Origin of the sequence: Rhizobium sp. WSM4643, from assembly GCF_025152745.1 — a bacterium.
GTDB lineage: Bacteria > Pseudomonadota > Alphaproteobacteria > Rhizobiales > Rhizobiaceae > Rhizobium > Rhizobium leguminosarum_I.
In genome coordinates, this window is record NZ_CP104040.1 from 790,939 (window position 1) to 809,877 (window position 18,939).

18 protein-coding genes and 3 pseudogenes are annotated in these 18,939 nt (G+C 59.5%); 10 read left to right on the forward strand and 11 right to left on the reverse strand.

The window, feature by feature from the left end:
• Positions 1-563: 563 nt before the first annotated feature.
• Positions 564-2,138: a carboxylesterase/lipase family protein gene (locus N1937_RS03920; protein ID WP_260057521.1), complete on the forward strand. Its 1,575-nt coding sequence runs from the start codon at positions 564-566 to the stop codon at positions 2,136-2,138.
• Positions 2,139-2,295: 157 nt separating this feature from the next.
• Here the strand turns inward: N1937_RS03920 and N1937_RS03925 are convergent, their stop codons facing one another.
• Entirely contained in the window at positions 2,296-2,799 is a 504-nt protein-coding gene (locus N1937_RS03925; RefSeq protein WP_222295566.1) for an AAA family ATPase, read from the reverse strand.
• A gap of 392 nt (positions 2,800-3,191) precedes the next feature.
• Between N1937_RS03925 and N1937_RS03930 the strand changes: the two genes are divergently transcribed.
• Positions 3,192-4,964: an adenylate/guanylate cyclase domain-containing protein gene (locus N1937_RS03930; protein ID WP_260057522.1), complete on the forward strand. Its 1,773-nt coding sequence runs from the start codon at positions 3,192-3,194 to the stop codon at positions 4,962-4,964.
• Positions 4,965-5,057: 93 nt separating this feature from the next.
• On the opposite strand, the gene N1937_RS03935 is transcribed toward N1937_RS03930, so the two are convergent.
• From N1937_RS03935 to N1937_RS03955, 5 genes and pseudogenes are all read right to left on the reverse strand, one after another.
• A complete protein-coding gene (locus N1937_RS03935) occupies positions 5,058-5,576 on the reverse strand; it encodes a DoxX family protein (RefSeq protein ID WP_260057523.1) in 519 nt (172 codons plus the stop codon).
• Complete coding sequence (locus N1937_RS03940; protein ID WP_260057524.1) at positions 5,573-6,373, reverse strand: HvfC/BufC N-terminal domain-containing protein; 801 nt, start codon at positions 6,371-6,373, stop codon at positions 5,573-5,575. Before N1937_RS03940 ends, N1937_RS03935 begins: the two co-directional genes overlap by 4 nt.
• A complete protein-coding gene (gene bufB, locus N1937_RS03945; RefSeq protein WP_260057525.1) occupies positions 6,360-7,286 on the reverse strand; it encodes an MNIO family bufferin maturase in 927 nt (308 codons plus the stop codon). The genes N1937_RS03940 and bufB overlap by 14 nt, the downstream gene beginning before the upstream one ends.
• 45 nt (positions 7,287-7,331) lie before the next feature.
• A complete protein-coding gene (locus N1937_RS03950; RefSeq protein ID WP_012760544.1) occupies positions 7,332-7,637 on the reverse strand; it encodes a BufA1 family periplasmic bufferin-type metallophore in 306 nt (101 codons plus the stop codon).
• 291 nt (positions 7,638-7,928) lie between these two features.
• Positions 7,929-8,357: pseudogene (locus tag N1937_RS03955) on the reverse strand (TSUP family transporter); the annotation flags it as partial.
• Positions 8,358-8,711: 354 nt separating this feature from the next.
• Between N1937_RS03955 and N1937_RS03960 the strand changes: the two are divergent.
• From N1937_RS03960 to N1937_RS03970, 3 genes are all read left to right on the forward strand, one after another.
• Positions 8,712-9,263: a hypothetical protein gene (locus N1937_RS03960; RefSeq protein ID WP_260057526.1), complete on the forward strand. Its 552-nt coding sequence runs from the start codon at positions 8,712-8,714 to the stop codon at positions 9,261-9,263.
• A 305-nt stretch (positions 9,264-9,568) separates the two neighbouring features.
• On the forward strand, positions 9,569-10,192 hold the full coding sequence (locus N1937_RS03965) for a DUF1684 domain-containing protein (protein WP_222282091.1): 624 nt from the start codon (positions 9,569-9,571) through the stop codon (positions 10,190-10,192).
• A gap of 364 nt (positions 10,193-10,556) precedes the next feature.
• The gene (locus N1937_RS03970) at positions 10,557-11,039 is read left to right on the forward strand and encodes a hypothetical protein (protein WP_222282090.1); all 483 of its coding nucleotides are present in this window, start codon (positions 10,557-10,559) and stop codon (positions 11,037-11,039) included.
• A gap of 86 nt (positions 11,040-11,125) precedes the next feature.
• On the opposite strand, the pseudogene N1937_RS03975 reads toward N1937_RS03970, so the two are convergent.
• Positions 11,126-11,403, reverse strand: a pseudogene (locus tag N1937_RS03975) (transposase domain-containing protein); the annotation flags it as partial.
• Positions 11,404-12,213: 810 nt separating this feature from the next.
• On the reverse strand, positions 12,214-12,450 hold the full coding sequence (locus N1937_RS03980; protein WP_222022653.1) for a hypothetical protein: 237 nt from the start codon (positions 12,448-12,450) through the stop codon (positions 12,214-12,216).
• Positions 12,451-12,591: 141 nt separating this feature from the next.
• Here N1937_RS03980 and N1937_RS03985 point away from each other — a divergent pair, with 141 nt between their 5' ends.
• The 4 genes and pseudogenes from N1937_RS03985 to N1937_RS04000 all read left to right on the forward strand — a co-directional run.
• Positions 12,592-13,119: a nucleoside kinase gene (locus tag N1937_RS03985; RefSeq protein ID WP_170281600.1), complete on the forward strand. Its 528-nt coding sequence runs from the start codon at positions 12,592-12,594 to the stop codon at positions 13,117-13,119.
• 197 nt (positions 13,120-13,316) lie between these two features.
• Positions 13,317-13,925 carry a TetR/AcrR family transcriptional regulator gene (locus tag N1937_RS03990; protein ID WP_260057527.1) on the forward strand — a complete coding sequence of 203 codons (609 nt, stop codon included), beginning with the start codon at positions 13,317-13,319 and terminating at the stop codon, positions 13,923-13,925.
• 11 nt (positions 13,926-13,936) lie between these two features.
• The gene (locus tag N1937_RS03995) at positions 13,937-14,224 is read left to right on the forward strand and encodes a YciI family protein (RefSeq protein WP_017963250.1); all 288 of its coding nucleotides are present in this window, start codon (positions 13,937-13,939) and stop codon (positions 14,222-14,224) included.
• A gap of 4 nt (positions 14,225-14,228) precedes the next feature.
• Positions 14,229-14,458: pseudogene (locus N1937_RS04000) on the forward strand (DNA-3-methyladenine glycosylase I); the annotation flags it as partial.
• A gap of 168 nt (positions 14,459-14,626) precedes the next feature.
• On the opposite strand, the gene N1937_RS04005 reads toward N1937_RS04000, so the two are convergent.
• Both N1937_RS04005 and N1937_RS04010 read right to left on the reverse strand, forming a co-directional pair.
• Positions 14,627-15,322, reverse strand: a complete 696-nt coding sequence (locus N1937_RS04005; RefSeq protein ID WP_260057528.1) for a methyltransferase domain-containing protein — start codon at positions 15,320-15,322, stop codon at positions 14,627-14,629.
• Positions 15,323-15,646: 324 nt separating this feature from the next.
• Complete coding sequence (locus N1937_RS04010) at positions 15,647-16,201, reverse strand: hypothetical protein (RefSeq protein ID WP_221964383.1); 555 nt, start codon at positions 16,199-16,201, stop codon at positions 15,647-15,649.
• Positions 16,202-16,713: 512 nt separating this feature from the next.
• Here N1937_RS04010 and N1937_RS04015 point away from each other — a divergent pair.
• Positions 16,714-17,517 carry a glycosyltransferase family 25 protein gene (locus N1937_RS04015; protein WP_260057529.1) on the forward strand — a complete coding sequence of 268 codons (804 nt, stop codon included), beginning with the start codon at positions 16,714-16,716 and terminating at the stop codon, positions 17,515-17,517.
• On the opposite strand, the gene N1937_RS04020 is transcribed toward N1937_RS04015, so the two are convergent.
• Positions 17,514-18,908, reverse strand: a complete 1,395-nt coding sequence (locus N1937_RS04020; RefSeq protein ID WP_260057530.1) for a HAMP domain-containing sensor histidine kinase — start codon at positions 18,906-18,908, stop codon at positions 17,514-17,516. The two genes, N1937_RS04015 and N1937_RS04020, sit on opposite strands and share 4 nt — an antisense overlap.
• Positions 18,909-18,939: the final 31 nt, after the last annotated feature.

Here is an 18,939-nt window from a genome sequence, read left to right on the forward strand (position 1 = left end):
CCATGACCATTCGCCATCGCTGCTGTTGCCGCAGAGCCCACCCGCAGCCTCCGTCGTCCTCGAACTTGACCCGAGGCCTCCATCAACAGCGGCCTGTAGACACGGGCGGGAGCGCGGCGAGGGGCATGCTGCGACGTTTCGATTCCCTCTTCTCCCCAGCGGGGAGAAGGTGCCCGTAGGGCGGATGAGGGGGCCGGCGAAGCCGGTCTTTCCAACAACGTCCACGCGGGCTCAGCCGCTGCGGCATTGTCTCGACCGTGTTCAGGGCGATGGGGCACGGCGTTGCAGGACTGGTTTCACGAGAGGGTGTACCGGGTGGCCCCCTCATCCGCCTGCCGGCACCTTCTCCCCGAGGGGAGAAGAGACTTGCGGCAGCCTCTCCGTTCCCATCGGCCTCAGGACGGTAAAGCCACTGGCTCGACCCCGGTAAGGCTAGTGTGAGGGGCAGCCGTTGCGCGAACCGGACAACGATGGCTCAAGGCACGTCGGACGGACCCTTTTCGTTGCCGCTCCATCAGAGTATTTTGCTCCCAAACTGTCTCAACTTGGCGCTGGAGAGTGCAGTGTTTGCGGACGGCGGGCGCACGTTTCTGCTCTTTTTGGCCGTCGCATCGTGTCAGCTGACCTTCGCGCCACGATTGGGTGCGGCAGAGGACACCGTGACGATCGACAGCGGAATGCTGAAGGGTGAGAGGTCGGGCACGGTCGTCAGCTTCAAAGGCATACCCTATGCGGCGCCGCCGGTTGGCGATCTGAGATGGCGTAATCCGAGGCCAGTGGAGACGTGGAGCGGTATCAAGGATGCCCGCGATTTCGGGCCGTCCTGCATGCAGGCCGACGACCTGCCGAAGTCAGAGGATTGTCTGACCCTCAATGTCTGGACACCCGTCAAGCGTCCCCGGACGCCGCTGCCGGTGATGGTTTGGATTTACGGTGGCGCTCTTGCCCAGGGAAACACCCCTCAATATCCCGGTGGTCAGCTAGCCGCCCAGAGAGTTGTGTTCGTCAGCATGAACTACCGCATGGGCCGGCTGGGTTACTTTGCCCATCCTGCCCTGATGAAGGAATCCGCTGACGAGCCCGTCGGCAACTATGGCTACATGGACCAGCTTGCAGCCTTGAAATGGGTCCAGCGAAATATCGAAGCCTTCGGCGGCGATCCGAAGAAAGTGACGATATTCGGAGAGTCGGCCGGTGGCGGCTCGGTGATGGCGCATATGATATCGCCGTTGTCACGGGGGCTTTTCCGCGGCGCCATCCTACAGTCACCTGACCTCCCGACCGCGCGTGCTGAGAGCACGCCCTTGTCAACATTGAAAGAAGCCGAGAAAACCGCATTGGACTATGCCGCTTCCCTGGGAATCGATGGAAGCGATGCCGAGGCTCTGACGGCCCTTCGGGCGCTGCCTGCGGAAAAGCTGACCGAAGGTGCATCGGCACAAGAGGTGCTGGCGGGGATGTCGACGGGCAAGCCCGTCATCGGCATATCAGGCGCGATGATTGACGGACGGTTTTTGCTCGAAACGCCGGAAGCGGCTTTTGCGGCCGGCCGTCAGGCGCAGGTTCCGGTCATCGTCGGGGCAAATGATCGGGATATCGGTATCGGTGAGGCCGCGATGAAAGACGATCTCTTCGCGCTGTTCGGGAAGCATGCCACCGAAGCCCGCACCCTCTACGATCCCTCCGGCCAACAGACCCTCGCTGAGCTGACGCAGCAGGTTCTGGCTGACAAAACGCTTGTTGAACCGTCTCGCCACCTCGCTGACGAGATGATCCGCGCCGGTCAGCCGACGTGGTGGTATCGTTTCTCCTATGTCGCCGAGGCTCTCCGCAACGATCCGGCATGGAAAGGCACTCCGCACGGCTTCGAAATTCCGTTTACGTTCGACATTCCAGACGCACTGGTGAAAGACAAGGTGACGCCTGCCGACTGGGCGATGGCCACATTGGCGAGTGCTTATTGGGTCGAATTTGCAACGAGCGGTGACCCCAATGGAGGCTCACGGCCAAAATGGCCTCACCACGACCCCTTCGTCCACAGGGTCATCGACTTCACCAATCAAGGCGTGACGTTCGGAGCCGATCCGCTGAAGCCACGGCTCGACCTCTGGCAAAGCTATTGGGAGGAGAAGGAGTGACGGGGTCGGTGCCTGTCGCTTAGCCCCATGTCAGGGTTCCGAAAGAGACGGCCACGTGTCCAGATCCGGTCGGAGCGCAACACCATTGTTGATTGCCCAAGTACTGAAATGCTCCTTGGCGGCAGGTCTGCGTTGAATACCCCAACGCTGTGGCGTTTCATCCAAGGGCGGTGATGGCTGGATGGGTTTGCCGATCGTAAAGCGCCAATTCCTCGGCGGTTGGCGGCTCGAACAGCGTCCACCATCGAAGCAGGTCCGCCCGCGAGATGTCGAACGTGGCGGCTGGAAGCTCGGCGTTTCGTCGGGAGACCCGGTCCCAAAGCGCATCGAAAGGAACGTCGAGGAAGCAGAGGACGACGCGGGCACCGGCTGCGCGAGCTTCCTCCCGGCAGGTGTCGCGTTCTTCCCGCGACCACACGCCCCAATCCACGACAACGTTACACTGGAGCCTGATGGCACGCAAAGCGATCTGCCATTGCAGGCTCTCGACTCTGCCTCGGCACGGACCAGTTTCGGCTTCCGGAGTGGAGATGCCGGGGTAAAGCTTGTGCATCCAGTCGTCGCCGGTCAGACGGAGGGCAGATGCTTCATGTTCGATGATCTTGGCAAGCGACGTCTTCCCCGAACCGGGAAGACCGCAAGTGAGGTAGAGCGTGGGCATTGGAAAATCTCTGATTTTGGCTTGGCAAGGGGAAGCGGGCCCCGCGGTGTCGTGCGGGACTGTGCTTCGCTCAAGGCCGCAAGGCGCGGCCAATCAGAGGTGTGTTGCCATGGTCTATCTTCTAGGACTGCTCTGCTCGGGGGTCAAGACGGAGCACATGGGTGGCGGACATTCGGGAGTACGGTCGTGACCTGACCCGGAGGGGCTTTCCGAACAACCGCGTTGGGCGGCCGGCAGCATGACGGAGCCGTCATTGCGTGAGGCTGCACCACCGGCCGCGTCCACATCCGTCATGGCCAACGCGATCTCAACCAGGATCGCCCTGGGCCGCGGCTGAAATTTGTTTCTTGCCCTCTGTCTCCCTGCTATCATGGACGTCGGGAGACAGCGCCATGAGCGAGAACCGAAAGCTGGCTGCGATCCTGGCCGCGGACGTGGTCGGGTACAGCCGCCTTGCAGGCGCCGACGAGGACCTCACCCTGGCGAGGTTGCGCACACTGCGCAGCGATCTCATCGATCCGACGATCGCCGTGCACCATGGCCGCGTGGTGAAGCGCACCGGCGATGGTGCGCTGGTCGAGTTCCGCAGCGTGGTGGACGCCGTGCGCTGCGCCATCGAGGTGCAGAACGGCATGGTGGAGCGCAATCACGGCGTCCCGCAGGACCGTCGCATCGAGTTCCGGATCGGTATCCATTTGGGCGATGTCGTCGAGGAAAGCGACGGCGATCTGATGGGCGACGGCGTCAACATCGCTTCGCGATTGGAGGGCGTCGCCGCGGCGGGCGCCATCTGCCTGTCCGAGGATGCCTATCGCCAGGTCAAGGCGAGGCTCGACCTCTCGGTCAGCGATCTCGGCAGCACGCAGCTCAAGAACATCGCCGAGCCGATCCGGATCTATTCGCTGCAAGTCGGCAGCGCAGCGACCAAGTCAGCCGCGGCCTCGGAAACCGCAACGAGCCAACCGGCGACGGCAGCGCCGCCGAAGCTGTCGATCGCCGTCCTGCCCTTCGCCAACATGAGCGGTGACGCCGAACAGGACTACTTCGCCGACGGCATCTCGGAAGACATCATCACGGCGCTATCGAAGCTGTCGCAGCTCTTCGTCATCGCTCGCAATTCGTCGTTCACTTTCAAGGGCAAGAACGTCCAAGTGCAGGAGGTGGGCACGAAACTCGGCGTGCGGCATGTCCTCGAGGGCAGCGTACGCAAGTCGGGAAACAGGGTACGCATCACCGCGCAGCTCATCGACGCGACCACCGGCGGGCATCTATGGGCGGAGCGGTTCGATCGCGACCTCACCGACATATTCGCGGTTCAGGACGATGTCACCCAGCAGATCGTCGATGCGCTGGCGGTCAACCTGACAGAGGGCGACCGGCAAAGACTTGCGCCGGGGCAGACCCGGCACCCCGAGGCATATGACTGCTTCCTGCGCGGCCGGGAGCTGTGGCACCGGCTGACGAGGCAAACGAACAGCGACGCCCGCGACCTTTTGCAACGTGCCATCGAACTGGACCCGAACTTCGCCTCGGCGCACGCCTTCCTCGCCCTTACCCATGGGCTCGACTACCTGAACCGGTGGAGCGCGTTGCCGCAGCGCTCGGTCGAGCAAGCCGAAGCGGCGGCGACGCTGGCGGTAGCGCGGGATGATAGCGATCCCGTGGCGCACTGGGCGCTCGGTATGGTCAAGCTCTACTCGCGACAGCACGATGAAGCCATCAGCGAGGTCGAGCGTGCGATCGTCCTCAATCCGAACTTCGCCGAAGGGCAGGTCAGCCTCGGCGAGGCACTCATCTATTCAGGCAGACCTGAGGAGGCACTCGCCTATTTCGATCGGGCGAGGGTCCTGAACCCGTATTTTCCGGATATCGTTCTTCACTTTCAGGCCTTGGCCTTGTTTCAATTGCGAAGGTACGAAGAGGCCGTCCAACTATTGCTGCAGCGCGTCAGCCGCAACCCCGTCACCGATGTCTCGCGCGCGCTTCTGGCCGCCTGTTACGGGCACCTCGGCCGTTTCGAAGAGGCTCGCGCGACGTGGCAAGAGGTGATGCGCGTCAATCCCGACTACTCCCTGGAATACCGTCGCAAAGTCCTGCCCTTCAAGAACCCCGCCGATTTCGAGCTCGTCGTGGAGGGGCTACGCAAGGCCGGTGTCGTACAATGACGGTGGTCGGCAACGACGACGGCCTCCAGCGTGATCGCCGGCAAGATCTGCTTTCAGGAAGCTGCGAAGCCATCCTCTGCCGCAAGAGCTAGATCAGGCAGGCCGGCGGCCAAACCAATGTGCAAGCCAATGGTCGATCGACAGTTTTCCCGGCCCCCATGCCATGAGCGACAGCGCCATCGCAGCCCAGGTAATGTGGATCGGCCATCCGTCCGGCACCGTGAGCTCGACGATCAACGTCATGAACAGCAGGCCGGTTGCCGCAAACCGGGTAGCGAAGCCCAGAACCAGCAAGATCGGAAAGGTGATCTCGGCAGCGCCGGACAGGAAGGCCATGGTTACCGGCGCCGGATAGGCATAGGGACCGCCCGGCAGATGGAGCATGAATTCGTCGGTGAACAATGTGACCGCCGTATCGTTCAATTGCAGGAAGCCATCCCACTTCAGAATGCCCGACTTCCAAAAGGGCACGGCCAGAGCGATGCGCACAACCGCCTGAACGACGCTCGGCTGCGCAAAGGCCCGAACCAGTCTCTGTGCCGTCTCTACAAGTGTGACGATCGGCTGAAGCCTGGCTCTGATCGAAGTCTGTTGGGTCGTCGATATCATCATGCGTCTCCGAGAGTGATGCCGCAAAATACCCCCGCTTCGATCATGCCAGCCACGCTGGCCGCGATGTCGAACGACGGACAAGCGTCGATGGCCTTGGCTGCGGCGACACCAAGCGGTTCGCCGGCAATGAGGGAAATCAGGAACGCTGCGCCGCCCAAAGGAAGGTAACGAACCGCCACCTCCATATCCGGCCGCGTTATAAGCGCATCTTCCGGGTCGACCACTTCGATCCGGATTATGGAGCCGTCACCGCGATTGGCGGCAAAGATCGTCAGCGCCGGATAGTCCGACCGAACGATCCTTGTTGCCGGATGCGCTGCAAAGACCAAATCACCGAGACGATCCGGCGGAACGGAAGCAAGAGCATCAGCGGCAAGGGGCTCGACATCCGTTGCGTGGTAGGCGTCCAGCCAAGCCCGTTCGATCCGGGCGACATCGGGAAGCCAGGGCAAGGACCGGGCATATTCGTACTGTTCGATGAACGCGGGAAAATCCCGGCCATATTCGAAGAGAAGCGGCGATGTCGGTGGCGTGGCGCGCACGTGAAAGCGCGCCATGGCGCGGAAAAACTCCGCCCCCGTCAGGCGTTGCACCGCCGGGAAAATCCCGGCGAGGGCATCGATCAGACTGACGGTGACGTTGTTGCGGTAGACGTTGTAGCGTTTGATCGCTCCCTTGCCGTTCGGCCCGACAACGCCGTCGGGCGTCCCAGCGTCCGGGTTGGTCAGGGCCGGCGCAAAATCCGCCGCATAAGTCAGGGGCTCTATGCGGCGAGATGGGGGATCAAGCCGCAACATGACTTTGATCCTGCAACGCGATGGAACCATGGAGATCCATGATCGCCTGCGCTGCGAGGGCCTCGCCACGCAGTATCGGCCAATCGGGTATGTTGCTGTCCCACTCGATGAGCGTTGGGATGGGGCCACTACGGCCAATGACGATCTCGTAAAGCTTCCAGACGGCATCGGCGACCGGCCCGTCATGGCTATCGATCAGCAGCAGCTCGTCCTCGTCGTCAGTCTGCTCGGCGTGGCCTGCGAGATGGATCTCACCAACCGCAGCAATGGGAAAATCGGACAGGTAGTCGAGCGCTGAAAAACCGTGATTGGTGGCGGAGACGAATACATTGTTGACGTCGAGCAGAAGACCGCAGCCGGTGCGCCGGACGATGGCGCCGATGAACTCGGTCTCGCTCATCGTCGATTGGCGGAACGTCACATAGGTGGATGGATTCTCCAGAAGGATCGGGCGTCTGATGGTCTCCTGGACTTCCTCGATATGCTCGCAAACCCGCGCCAGGCTTTCTCGTGTGTAGGGAAGGGGCAGGAGGTCGTTGAGGAAGGTCGTCCGATGCGTCGACCAGGCTAGGTGCTCGGACACCAGAGCTGGTTCGTAGCGTTCGACGAGAGAGCGGAAACGTTCAAGATGGGCCCGGTCGAGCGGCTGAGGTCCGCCGATCGACATGCACACGCCGTGGAGCGACACCGGATTGTCACGGCGGATCTGTTCGAGAATACGATGCGGCGGCCCGCCGGCCCCCATATAATTCTCGGCATGGACTTCGAAGAACCCGCGATGAGGCCCCTCCGCGGCTATGGCGGCAAAATGCTCGTGCTTGAAGCTCGTCCCCGCGAGCCCCTCGATCGGATGGCGGGGAAAGCGGAGAGCAGTTGCCGCAGACGCGGTCGTTGAAATTCGATCGGTGGTCATGGCGTCTCTCCGCCCCCTCATTGTCATCGCTGTCGCGTGTAGAAATTACATTGCCTTCAGCGTGCCGTGCTTGCCGTTCGGCAGGACGATGGAGGTGCAGGTGCCGCCCCGTACGAACTTCCAGGAATCGCCCTGGAAGTCGACTGTCGAGGTCCCCTGGCAGGACGTGCCGGCGCCGGCTGCACAATCATTCTGGCCCTTCAGGGCAACGCCGAAGCATTTTTCCTTGTGAGCGGCGGTTGCAGCGGCGCCCTCAGCTTTGGTGAGCGGTGCGGCGCCGGCCATCGAAGCAAGGGCGGTGGTGACAGCGCCGGCGAGGACGACGGAGTTGATGGTGGATTTGATGGACATTGCGGTCTCCCGATGATGGATGGACGCTCTCGTTGAGCGCATATTCAGGTTCGCAATCTCCCCGACATTCGTTACACCAGTCGCTATCACGAGTTCGTGAAAACTGGTCATGTCACCGGAAACCGGCACGGCCGCGGCGAGGCCTGCAATTGCTTCTCGCACGCCTGCCGGCGCCCGAAACTCTTCACGTCTGGAGACCCTCCGCTGCAAGCACATGCAGCGCAACAAGCAGGCAACTGGGTGCTCCGCGGCAAGGCTCGGGATCGACCTGTAGCCGTCGGCACTGCGCGCTCAGCCAGCCATTAGCCTCCCCCAGTTCCGATACAGGATGTAACCCGCGACCGCGAAGATCAGCGCTGCGAACAGGCGGTTGAGAATGTTCTTGTAGGCGCTGAGCCGGGTGGCGAGCAGCATGCCGAGTACGCCGCCGCCGATGCCGCCGCCGATGAATTCGGCGGCAAGCCACCAGTCCACCAAGCCCGAACTGGCATAGTTCAAGGACGTCGCCAGTCCGAACGCACCGACGGAGAGGAGCGATGTGCCGATCGCGTTGATCATCGGCATGCCCGTTGCCAGCATGAGGCCGGGAACGATCAAAAAGCCCCCGCCGATGCCGAAGAAGCCGGAGGCAGCGCCGGCGGCGAGTGCCACGGCGGCGGTGGCAAGGCACATCCTGAGGTCGACCGGACGGCACTCTACCGTCACCGCCTTCCTGGGCTTCCCTTACCGGCCAGGTTTATTCGATGATTTGGCAAAAACGCTGGACCCTGAATAAGCAAGAGGGCTTTGTGGCAAGGACTGCGGGCGCGTTCGCGGAGAATGCCATGCCTGAATGCGTGGGGAAATATGTCAGGGAAGGACATGTCCAGACAGAGACCCATTGGATGAAGGCGGAACTCATCCCAAACCGCTTGGCTGAAATCTAACGACCGCTTCTGGCGCAGAGTTGCCTGCCATCAAATCGAAAGTCTACCCGACAACGTGCGAGTGGCACACCGCTTCGTTGCACTTCATTCTAGCTTTGCATCAGAGTCATCTGAGTACATGATGAGGCCGTCAAGATAGGGGCGATTCATGAAGTGCATCTCTGAACTTTTGATGGGATTGGCGGGAGCGACCTTGGTCGTTATTAGCGCAGTTCAACCGGCGGAAGCTAACAGTGACAATGGCGAAGACCCATCTTGTGAAATCGTCAACTTTGCATACGCGGCAACCATGAACGCTACCCGGTCGAGCGTGACGGCTTATGCCGAGCAGGACGATGGATCTTTAGTGTCTATTGCCGATTTGCGAACCCAGTTAGGTACGAATTATCTGAAAGATGCAACGCGAAAGCAATGGATCCGTTACCCACAGACAAAGTGGGTTCCAGCGGACCGATTTGGTCCAAAAATAACTGACTGTGTATTTAGGGGTGATGAAAGTAACCTGGATCTCGCAGCAAAGCACTATTCAGCTATCCGTCATGAGGCACCGCATGTCTCTAAAGTGGATTTTTGGATTACGCATGACGATGGACGAATTGTAAAAATGCGAATTGGGCCGTGGGGGGTCAAGCTTAAGTCCGGACTAGGAGTAATTGAAATCCGGAAGTTCGATGATGAGGCATTGACCCCTCCGCTTTGATCCGCAGCCGCAACAGACTTGCGCTTCCATTCGAACGGTATGTCCGATGCTTTTGTCGAAATCCTGAACCGGGATTACATGCGCATATCCGCATATCAGTTCCATAGGACGCCGAAACAGCGCTCCAATCGCGCCGACGCCCAGTTTCCGTGAAAACCTTAAACCGCTGCGCCGGCACGTCTGAACGTAAGCGGTGTTTAGACCGCACCTTTCGGATCAGTGCGTGATTGCTTAAAGTTGCGCCGCGATGATTGGGCGAGCGTCGATGAATGAGAGCGGCGAAATTTCAGACATGGGGAAATGATTTGAACGAGACTCAACAACTGTGGGAATGGCGCGAGAAGACCGCAAATCTCTACTACGAGGTACGTTCTAGCCCGGACGTGGTTGCTGCTTGGGGGCTTTGGTGCGACACCCGTTCGACTCTGTTTCGCGACCATCCTCAGTCGCCAATTGAATCGGCGGACCGCAAGACGTTCGAAGGGCCGACGACATTTTCTTATGATCCCTCGTTTCGCTTGACGGTACAGCTTGTCCCGGTAACGCCGGAACGGATAACCGTCGCAACAGGAGTAGATGGTGACCTGTCGATGCATGCGTTCTCTCGTACAACGGGGCTGGAGGCCAGATTGGGTGGCGAATTAACCCTTTACTGGATTGAGGGGTACGGCGGTGGCGTGTTCCTGCCGTTTGTCGACGCGACCTCAGGGACGGAGACGTATGGTGGTGGCCGATATCTCATCGACACCATCAAGGGAGCGGATCTCGGAGTTGTCCGTTCAGATGGCGCACTGGTGCTAGATTTCAATTTCTCTTATTTTCCTTCGTGCGCCTATTCTTCCCGCTATGTCTGTCCGTTAGCGCCATCGGGCAATCGACTGAAAGGCGCAGTGAGAGCCGGAGAACGGCTAGCTGTCTGGAAGCGATAAGCGCAGGGGTCAGAAGCCTGAAACTTCGTAGCCGGGCATTTAGAAGTCGTGCCTGCTCCTCCCTGTCGTTAGCGCTGTTTGCCTGCTGAGCCCTGCCTTTCCCAGCGACAGCTTGAACTTGATTGAGCTGGGATTTGCCGTGAGATCGCGGACTCCGCCCGCGTTAATCGTGAGCGCTGTTTTCTTCGCACATTGACCAAGCGCAGTAGGCTGTTCAGAAAACTACCGCTGCGACATCGATGGCAACAATGCGCCAAGAGCAGTCGCACAGCGAGAGTCCCATCAGCGGCCACGATGCCCGTTGCGGACAACTCCTAACGCGACTATCCAGATGATCTCCTTTGAGGTGACGGGGGTCGTTTGAATGGACAGTCAGGATTCGGCGGTCACAAAACTGGATGCCTGCCGCCACATATTCCTTGCCAAACTCGGGACCGGGCCTTCGCTCGACCTTCGTATTTTTGTTGTGGAAGCCCGCGTCCAAGATGAACTTGTTTCGGTTAGGCCCGGTGACAGAGACTTGGAAGCGATTTTTGCGGAGGCGCACCCTATCATGACAAAGGAGGGATACGATGCCTTTACAATCATTTTTGAGAGTTACGTTTGCTTTTCGGTTAGGAACGAGACTTACGCAATTCCCGAAGATGATGAGGATTATTCGCGCCGCTTACGTACGCACGAACAATCCACTTTTTTGGATTTTGTGTCGAAGGGCACTTGGGCGTCGTCGGACCATCCGGGACCATTCGTGCATTATGCAGTGATTTGCGAGGATCATGTAATTGATGTTGCGTGCAATTCCGCGCCGATAATCGAGCATCGAATTGTGACAGCCGATGATATGTAAGCTCGTATTGAGAAAGGTAAACGATGGCCTCCCACCCAAGGCGAACCTCACCATCCTAGAGGTCCGCAACGGGCCGGAAGCAGACTTCAGTCGCTTGTTCGTCTTGCAAAATTCCACGGCATAAGCTCATTCACCCGACTCTGTTTGTCGCCATTGACAATGGAGGTGAGTGTGGCGGTCAGATACGCAAATGGATCGACGCCATTGACCTTACAAGTTTCGATGAGCGAGGCGATGGTCGCTTCGTTCTCCGCCCTGCGTCGTGTCCGGCGAAGAGAGCATTCTTGCGTGGCCGGATGGTTCTCTCGACGGTATTGTTGTCGATCCCGATGCGTCCGTCGGTCAGGACGATACAAAGGCCGTCCGTAAGCGCCGTCCCGCTCACACCGTGACCAAGGTGCTTTTGCGGTGTCAAGGACTGAATCCATGACGGGGACGGTAACTAAGAGCCAGCAGTGGACTTTTTACCTGCTGCCATCCCCGAAAAAATGTGCCCTTTTAAGGAGATATCCGATTGGTCGCTGACTTTCCGGCCTGTGCTGACCAGGGGGGTCACGCTCAAAGACCTGCTTCGGCGTGTGCAGCCACGGTAGCCGCTCTCTGAGACGGTTAGTAATTGGGTTGTTAGTGATTTCTATTTCAAGCCCGCTGAATCGCACTCCGGGGAAGTGCTCGCCTACCCTGTGAGGGTCAACCTCAAAGATGGTCTTCGGATTTTTTTCGCTCGAGTAGAACGTACCTTTCCTCGGCATGTCTGCGATAAGCGCCTCACCGTACAAGCGTGTTGCACCACCGGCACCGATCAGACTGTTGGTCACGCGTGCATAGTGAACTTCCATCACCGTGGATGCTTGAAACGGTCTACCGTCTACTTCTAGCGATGCGATTGCACGGTATCGTACTTTCACCTTCTCGCCGGACTGGCATCCAGCCAAAGGTAAAGCTGTCAGCGATGCGAGAAGACTTCGCCGCGTTATAGCTTTCAAAGGATGCCCAGCTCGGCTGATTATTCCAGCGAGCCCACATTCGGTCAACTCACATGGTCCGCCCCGCTCGCCGAGCGTCGGGAAGGCCAGCAGCCCCCACTCGGCCACGGCAACACGAGGCAGGTTAACTTCGACGCGACCTTCATTCGCGTCGACGCCAATGCCCCCACTGAGGATGATTACAGCCTTCACGAGGCTGAGAATTTCACCATGACACCGCGCTGGCGAAAGTAGGCCTGCATTCGCTTCCTGCCGGAACGGTTATTCTGCACGAGCCGAGCCGGGTCGAATACGGCCTCTTTTAAACCCGCCCGCGTCAACGCCGCCTTGAGGGTCGCGATATGCACGTCGATTTCCGCATTGTCCGCCTGCAGCGACTCATAAATGCGGTTTGTTGCATCTGCTACGGTCGGTTCGCTCACGATTGCACTCCTGTTTTCGTCTGGTTGGCCTGACCCTATTGGGGTGAAAACCGTTCACGTCAATGGGTGACGATGGATTGGAACAAAGCGTTCTCGAGGTAGAGTGTCTTCTCACCAGATCGAAGGCCATGATAAGCAGCGCCCATGGGAATCAAGAACTATCTGATCGAAGGCGGTTCCGGCACTGGGAAAACGTCTGTCGCTACCGAACTGGAGCGGCGGGGCTACCATGTCGTCCATGGTGACCGGGTCTTGGCCTATGTCGGCGACCCCGAGACGGGCCAGGCGCTCGCAGGACCACCCGCAGGCGCGGACCGCATCGTTTGGGGATACGCCCACTGGATCTGGCCTGTCGACAAGGTCCGCGCTATTGCTGCCGACACCAGCCATCCTGCCACCTTCTTCTGTGGCGGCTCGCGCAATTTCCACAAATTCCTGGACCTTTTCGACAAGGTTTTCGTGCTCGATATAGACGTTGAGACCTTGAACCGACGATTGGATGGGCGGCCGAATGAGCCGGGCTTCGAGCCGGCCGAGCGGGCGCTGGTGCTCCGCTACCATCATACCCGGGAATATCTTCCCATCGGCATCAATATCGACACGACGGGTACGGTCCCAAGTGTCGTCGACGCTATCCTCGCTCAAACTCACCTGACGCCCCGAAAGTATTGAGTGTGGGATGGAAAGCGGCGGCGAGTGGGACATGCTAGACACTTGAGCCATTTGCAACGACAATCCCTATCTTCCGGAAGGCAGGAATCCCGTCACCTTTCAGGCCCCACCCTTGACGTCTTTAGGTCAATTGTCCTAAAGAGTTTCGTAGGGCATTTGTCCTACTCGCTGGGCAATGGCAATGGAGAACCGGGCACTTGGGGGCAGCGACCACACGACTGCAGATTGTTGAGGCTGCAGACAAGCTATTTTATGAGCGGGGATTCGAGGCGACGTCCTTCGCCGACATTGCGGCAGTCGTCGGACTTTCGCGAGGCAATTTCTACTATCACTTCAAGACGAAAGACGAGATTCTCGATGCGGTGATCGCCCATCGTCTTTCAAAGACCAAGGCGATGCTAGATGCGTGGGAGGCTGGGGCTGAAGCTCCCAGCGAACGGATCAGAAGCTTCATCTATATGTTCATCATGAACCAGACAAAGATCATGGCCTTTGGCTGCCCGGTCGGCACGCTTTGCAACGAACTCGCCAAACACGACCACACTGCCAAGGACGAGGCGACCAAGCTTTTCACTCTGTTTCGCAATTGGCTTTCGCGCCAGTTCGCCGCACTTGGCCGTGAGACCGATGCCGACGCGCTTGCCATGCACATCCTGATGCGAAGCCAGGGCGTCGCCGCACTTGCGACCGCCTTCCGCGACGAAGCCTTCATCCGCCGTGAAGTCGACGATATGTGCCTATGGTTGGCAATGCAGCGACCCAATCTATCCGATCATCCCGAATCCGTTTCCATCCAGAATTCCTGAAGGGCCTCTGTATGTTCGTCGTTACACTTAAATTCTCCGCCAACAAGGCCCGAGCCTCCGCCCTTATGGAAGGGCATAATGCCTGGATCAAACAGGGCTTTGACGATGGTATCTTCCTCCTTACCGGAAGCCTTCAGCAAAGTGCGGGCGGAGCGGTTCTCGCCCACAATACATCCCGCGCCGATCTCGAAATACGCCTCCAGCAAGATCCTTTCGTTGTGGGGGGTGTCGTAAGCGCAGACATTCTTGAAATTGCACCGGGCCGAACCGACGACCGCTTGGCCTTTCTCAGGGCATGAGAAAATGAGCGCGACGATCTTCGGCCCGGATGGGCAGCCGCGTTGCCGCTGGTGCGCAGCCGCTCCGGAGTTCATGCCTTACACGACACCGAGTGGGGCTTTCCGGTAGATGATGATCACCGTTTATTTGAGAAGCTTTGCCTCGAAGGCTTCCAGTCAGATTTGAGCTGGCGCACTATCCTGTCCAAGCGCGAGAATTTTCGGGCTGCCTTTCTCGGTTTCGACTTTGACCGCACCAGCTAGGCCCTTCCCATATGTCGCGTTCGACCGATCTTGCGATTTGGTATGGATCAACAGCTGCCGGAGGTGATGATCAACGCAGGCAGCTCCCATTCAGACAACCATACGGATCGGAACACCACGCCCGATGGAGTCAAGAGACCCCAACGCCGGCACCCGTCGTCATGCTTTCACCGCCGAGAAGAACAGGAACCCCGGCTTGGTCGTCAGGCTCTGATAGGCCTGCGGGAAAAGCGTGCGGGCGCGCGGATCGGGCTGGGGCTCGCTGACGATATCGATCTGGAATCCGGCCGACTTCAGCGCATCGAACATGGCATGCAGCGGCCGATGCCAGAAGCGCATGGCGATATGTTTTCCGGCGCGCTGCCAGGTCTCATCGAAGCTGTAGGTCTCGAAATAATTGTCGCGGCCGGTCGAGGCGTGATCCATGAAGGGATGGTGGGTGGAAAAAACCAGGCGTCCGCCTTCGGGCAGCAGCCGGTGGAATTCCGAAAGCGGCCTCGACCAGTCGGGCAGGTAATGCATGACAAGCGAGGCAAGGATCAGATCGAAAGCCTTGTCCGCAAATGGCAATGCTTCGTTGAGATCGGCCGATAGCAGCCGCGCCCGCCCTTCCAGCCGACGTTGCGCGATCTCAAGCATGCCCGCACTGGCGTCGATCCCGGTCACGACAACGCCGCGCTCGAGAAGCGCTGCGGCATGCGCCCCGCCGCCGCATCCCGCATCGAGCACGGAAAGCCCGGCGACGTCGCCAACCAGCGCGAGAATGGCCGGCCGCTCGTAATAGGCATTCCAGGCATTGACCTCGTTATCGGCATCATAAGCCGCGGCGAAGGCATCATAATCATTCTCGGCCACGATATCTTTCCCTTTGCGAAGACTGTTCGAGGATGCCTGTGCGTCGGCTGATGGGACCAGCGACAGCGGTTTTGCTGTTTCCCTCACCGATGAACGAGATCGCGTGCTTTCATTTCATCCTCAGTCAAACGAGGCGAAAGGCTTGTATTCGAAGTACGAGCAACCTGCCGGGCAATCGACACGGGGTGGTTGTGCTTGGCAAATGTCGGGACAACTCAAATAGGGCAGCTTCCTCATCGACCAGTGTTGCCGAAGTGATCGGGATGGTGACAGCGATCGAGGGGACACTGTGCGCGATCCTGGCTGGAGTTACTGTCGCTTAGATCACACATCCCAGTCGTTGTGATCTGTGAGAGCTTTGCGCGCCGCAATGGCGCCGTCATAACGCTGATGGGCCTTGAAGTCGCCGAAGACGCCGTCAACGATGCAGTTGCGAAGTAGGGTTGTGTCTTTGCTGTTATACAAAAGAGGGTTCTTTGCCAGAGCCATGCCAATAAGCGTCCGTTCCATCCATTCAATCAATGGCTTGTCGGTTTTGTATGCCTTGCTGAGCATTCCGCCCCCTGTAATCAGCGGGAAAAGCAACATCTGAGGCTTCCAGCCTTGCGGAGCTTCGGAGATCACGCCGCGGTAATGCTTCAATTTATGTTCAGTGAAGATCTCGCCTTGAAAGCCCGCGACTGCATTTGTTTTGCCGACGTACCAAGGCCTAAGCTTGCCCGCCCTGCTCATGATGAAAACGTAGCAACCAATTGCGTTTCTCAGCATACCACCGGCATCGTCATTGTACTCGCTTACCTCCTGCCAGAATTCTCTCCGCCATAACTCGTTTTCATTTGAAAGTCCGACATTGAACGGGCCATAAGACCAAAACTGCAAATTAGAATCCCCCGGTTAGCGTAGGCGATTACTACTCCTAATTGATCTTTTGCCAAGCCCCGTGGCTGTGGACAAGGTTATAGTGAACGGTTCCAGACGCATAAGGATGCTCGAGACGAGCGCCCGGCCATAAAACAGTGATGTCGTTCACGGATTGTGCAGCAGTCTGGTAACTGATTTCATCGTTGGTCGGGGTTTTAACAGTGGTGGGCACTGAGCCCATTGCTGAAGCCAAGGGTCATCCGGCACGGCACGCAGTGGGTCGCTGTCGTCATCGAAGGCGCGCTGGTTGTCGTTCGATCGCGGGAAGGGAGGCGTCCACTGCATGCCGCAGGAGAGCTGGTAGCGCGGTATTCTTACGCGTTCTTTGCCGGGATCATACCAATCCGTAAGAATGCCGCCCCGTCCGCCCGACCGCCGCACTTTACCAAAATGTATAGTCCCAGCGAGGTCCCCGTGAGGTTTGGAGCGCAGCTTGGCGCCATCATTGCCAAATCGAGGTCAGCTCTCTCATGAACATGCGCGCCGCACCTGCCGCCCTTATGCCGGCCCTTCATCCGGTCAGCCTGCGGGTGAACACCTACCTGATCAATCTCGATCGTGCGCCCTTGCGCAGGTTCCGAATGGAACGCCTGCTGGCAAGCTTCGGCCTTGCCTTCGAGCGCGTCGCGGCGGTCGATGGGGCAGGGCTGAGCCTGCCGCATCCAGGCTTCGACGAAGCAGCCTATCTCAGCCGGCACGGCCGCCGGCCGAACCCTTTCGAGATCGGCTGTTATCTGAGCCACGTCGAATGCGCCAAGCGGTTCCTCGGCAGCCATGCCGAGTTCGCCCTCATTCTGGAAGACGATCTCGATTTTGATGACGACCTGGCCGAGCTGCTCGAAGCCGCCCTCAAGCACCAGGCGCGCTGGGACATCCTGCGTCTGTCCACCGTCAATTCCGGGAAAAAGCACAAGGTGGAGCCGCTGACTGCGTCGCGCTCGCTTGCCATCGCGCTCACCCGCGAAAAGGGGTCCGGCGCCTATCTGATCAACCGCAAGGCAGCAGGCTGGATTGCCGGTGTGCTTGTCCCCATGCGCCTGCCCTATGACCTCGCCTTCGATCTGGAGTTCGACGATGGGCTTTGCGCCTGCTTCGTCGATCCGCTGCCGGTCAGCCAAAGGGCGGATCCCTGTTCCCAGATCCAGCCAGGGCTCTCGGCCTACCGGCTTGGCCGCCGCCGGCCGTGGAGCGTAATGCCATATCGCGCCGCCGCCGAGCTGCGCCGCTTTGCCGCCCGCTTCAGCCGGCTCGCGGCATGGCGGATGAGAGGTTAGGTGTTTAGTCCCGGCATCAGCGGGAAGCCGATCGAAACGACGAGGCCGGGATGATTGTCCGCCATGCCGATCTCAGCCGAATGCAGGTCGGCGATCGCCTTGACGAGGCTGAGCCCGAGGCCGCTTCCCGGCGTCGCGCGGCTCTTGTCGACCCGGTAGAGGCGCCGGAAAACCTTGTCCCTCTCGTCGGCGGGAATGCCGGGGCCGCTATCGGCGACCGAGACGATGGCGCGGCCGTCCTGGCGGCGGAGCGAAACCGTGATGCCGGTTCCGGCCGGGCAATGGTTGATGGCGTTCTCCACCAGGTTGGCGATCATCTGCGTCAAGAGATCGCGGTCGCCCCGGATGAGCGCCGAACAGCGTTCGGCGATCGTCAACGCCATCTGCGCGTCTTCGGCGACGTCGACATAGACCTCGGAAATCACGGCAAGTACGGCGTCGAGATCGGTCGCCTGGAAACGCTCTTTGCGGGCGCCGGCCTCGATCTGGGAAATGCGCAGCAGCGCCTCGAAGGTGGCGTTGATCCGGTCGCTCTCGTGTCTGGCTTCGTCAAGCAGCGCCGAAACATCCGCCTGCTGGTCGTTTCCGGCCACCGCGGCATCCAGCGTCAGGCGCAGCCTGTTGAGCGGCGTCTTCAGATCGTGGGCGATATCGGCGCTCACCTGCCGCATGCTCTCTACCAGTCTCTGCAGCCGCTCCAGCGCCGCATTGATCTGGATCGCCACCGTATCGAGGTCGTCGCCGTTGCCGGTGATCGGAATGCGGGCGTCGAGCGCGCCGTGGGAGACATGGTTCATGGTATGTGCGACCCCGTCCAGCCGTGCCTGGGCCCGGAAGGCGAGGAAGACGCCGCCTCCGATCGCGGTCGCGACGACGATCGCGGCGGCCCATTCGAAGCTGACCAGCACGATCCGCAGCATCTCGTCGACATCGTTGAAATTTTCCGCCACCACCAAGCTGTAGGGGCCGATGGTCGAGACCTGCATCCGGTAGCGCTCATGTCCCTTCAGCCCGACATCGCCTGAGGTGACGGTATAGACGCCGTTCGGGATGCGGGGGGCGGCGAAATTGCCGGCAAGTTTGCGCCCGCCTGCATCCGTCAGCGAATAAAGCCCGTCGGAGGTCGACTGGAAGTTCGCATAATTGTTCAGCGTATTGATCAGGTCCTCGGGATCATTGGGCTCGTAGGTCGAGACGATCAACGAATTCATTTCGCCCAGCGACTGTTCGAGATCGCGCACGAGGCCGAGCCGCAGCATGTGATAGATGATCGCGCCGCTCAGGATGAAGGCGACGACGAAGAGCACGCCGAAGGTCACGGCAAGCCGGAACGGCGTGCTCCTGCGCAGGCTAGATGCCGAAAAGTGTGCGCGGTTTTCGGAGGACATCATGCTCTTGCTCTCCAAATTGCGAACAGGATTT

Coding starts and splice junctions, on each gene's coding strand:
- N1937_RS03925 (WP_222295566.1), bottom strand. CDS start 2,799: ATGCCCACGCTCTACCTCACTTGCGGTCTTCCCGGTTCGGGGAAGACG.
- N1937_RS03930 (WP_260057522.1), top strand. CDS start 3,192: ATGAGCGAGAACCGAAAGCTGGCTGCGATCCTGGCCGCGGACGTGGTC.
- N1937_RS03935 (WP_260057523.1), bottom strand. CDS start 5,576: ATGATGATATCGACGACCCAACAGACTTCGATCAGAGCCAGGCTTCAG.
- N1937_RS03940 (WP_260057524.1), bottom strand. CDS start 6,373: ATGTTGCGGCTTGATCCCCCATCTCGCCGCATAGAGCCCCTGACTTAT.
- bufB (WP_260057525.1), bottom strand. CDS start 7,286: ATGACCACCGATCGAATTTCAACGACCGCGTCTGCGGCAACTGCTCTC.
- N1937_RS03950 (WP_012760544.1), bottom strand. CDS start 7,637: ATGTCCATCAAATCCACCATCAACTCCGTCGTCCTCGCCGGCGCTGTC.
- N1937_RS03960 (WP_260057526.1), top strand. CDS start 8,712: ATGAAGTGCATCTCTGAACTTTTGATGGGATTGGCGGGAGCGACCTTG.
- N1937_RS03970 (WP_222282090.1), top strand. CDS start 10,557: ATGGACAGTCAGGATTCGGCGGTCACAAAACTGGATGCCTGCCGCCAC.
- N1937_RS03985 (WP_170281600.1), top strand. CDS start 12,592: ATGGGAATCAAGAACTATCTGATCGAAGGCGGTTCCGGCACTGGGAAA.
- N1937_RS03995 (WP_017963250.1), top strand. CDS start 13,937: ATGTTCGTCGTTACACTTAAATTCTCCGCCAACAAGGCCCGAGCCTCC.
- N1937_RS04015 (WP_260057529.1), top strand. CDS start 16,714: ATGAACATGCGCGCCGCACCTGCCGCCCTTATGCCGGCCCTTCATCCG.
- N1937_RS04020 (WP_260057530.1), bottom strand. CDS start 18,908: ATGATGTCCTCCGAAAACCGCGCACACTTTTCGGCATCTAGCCTGCGC.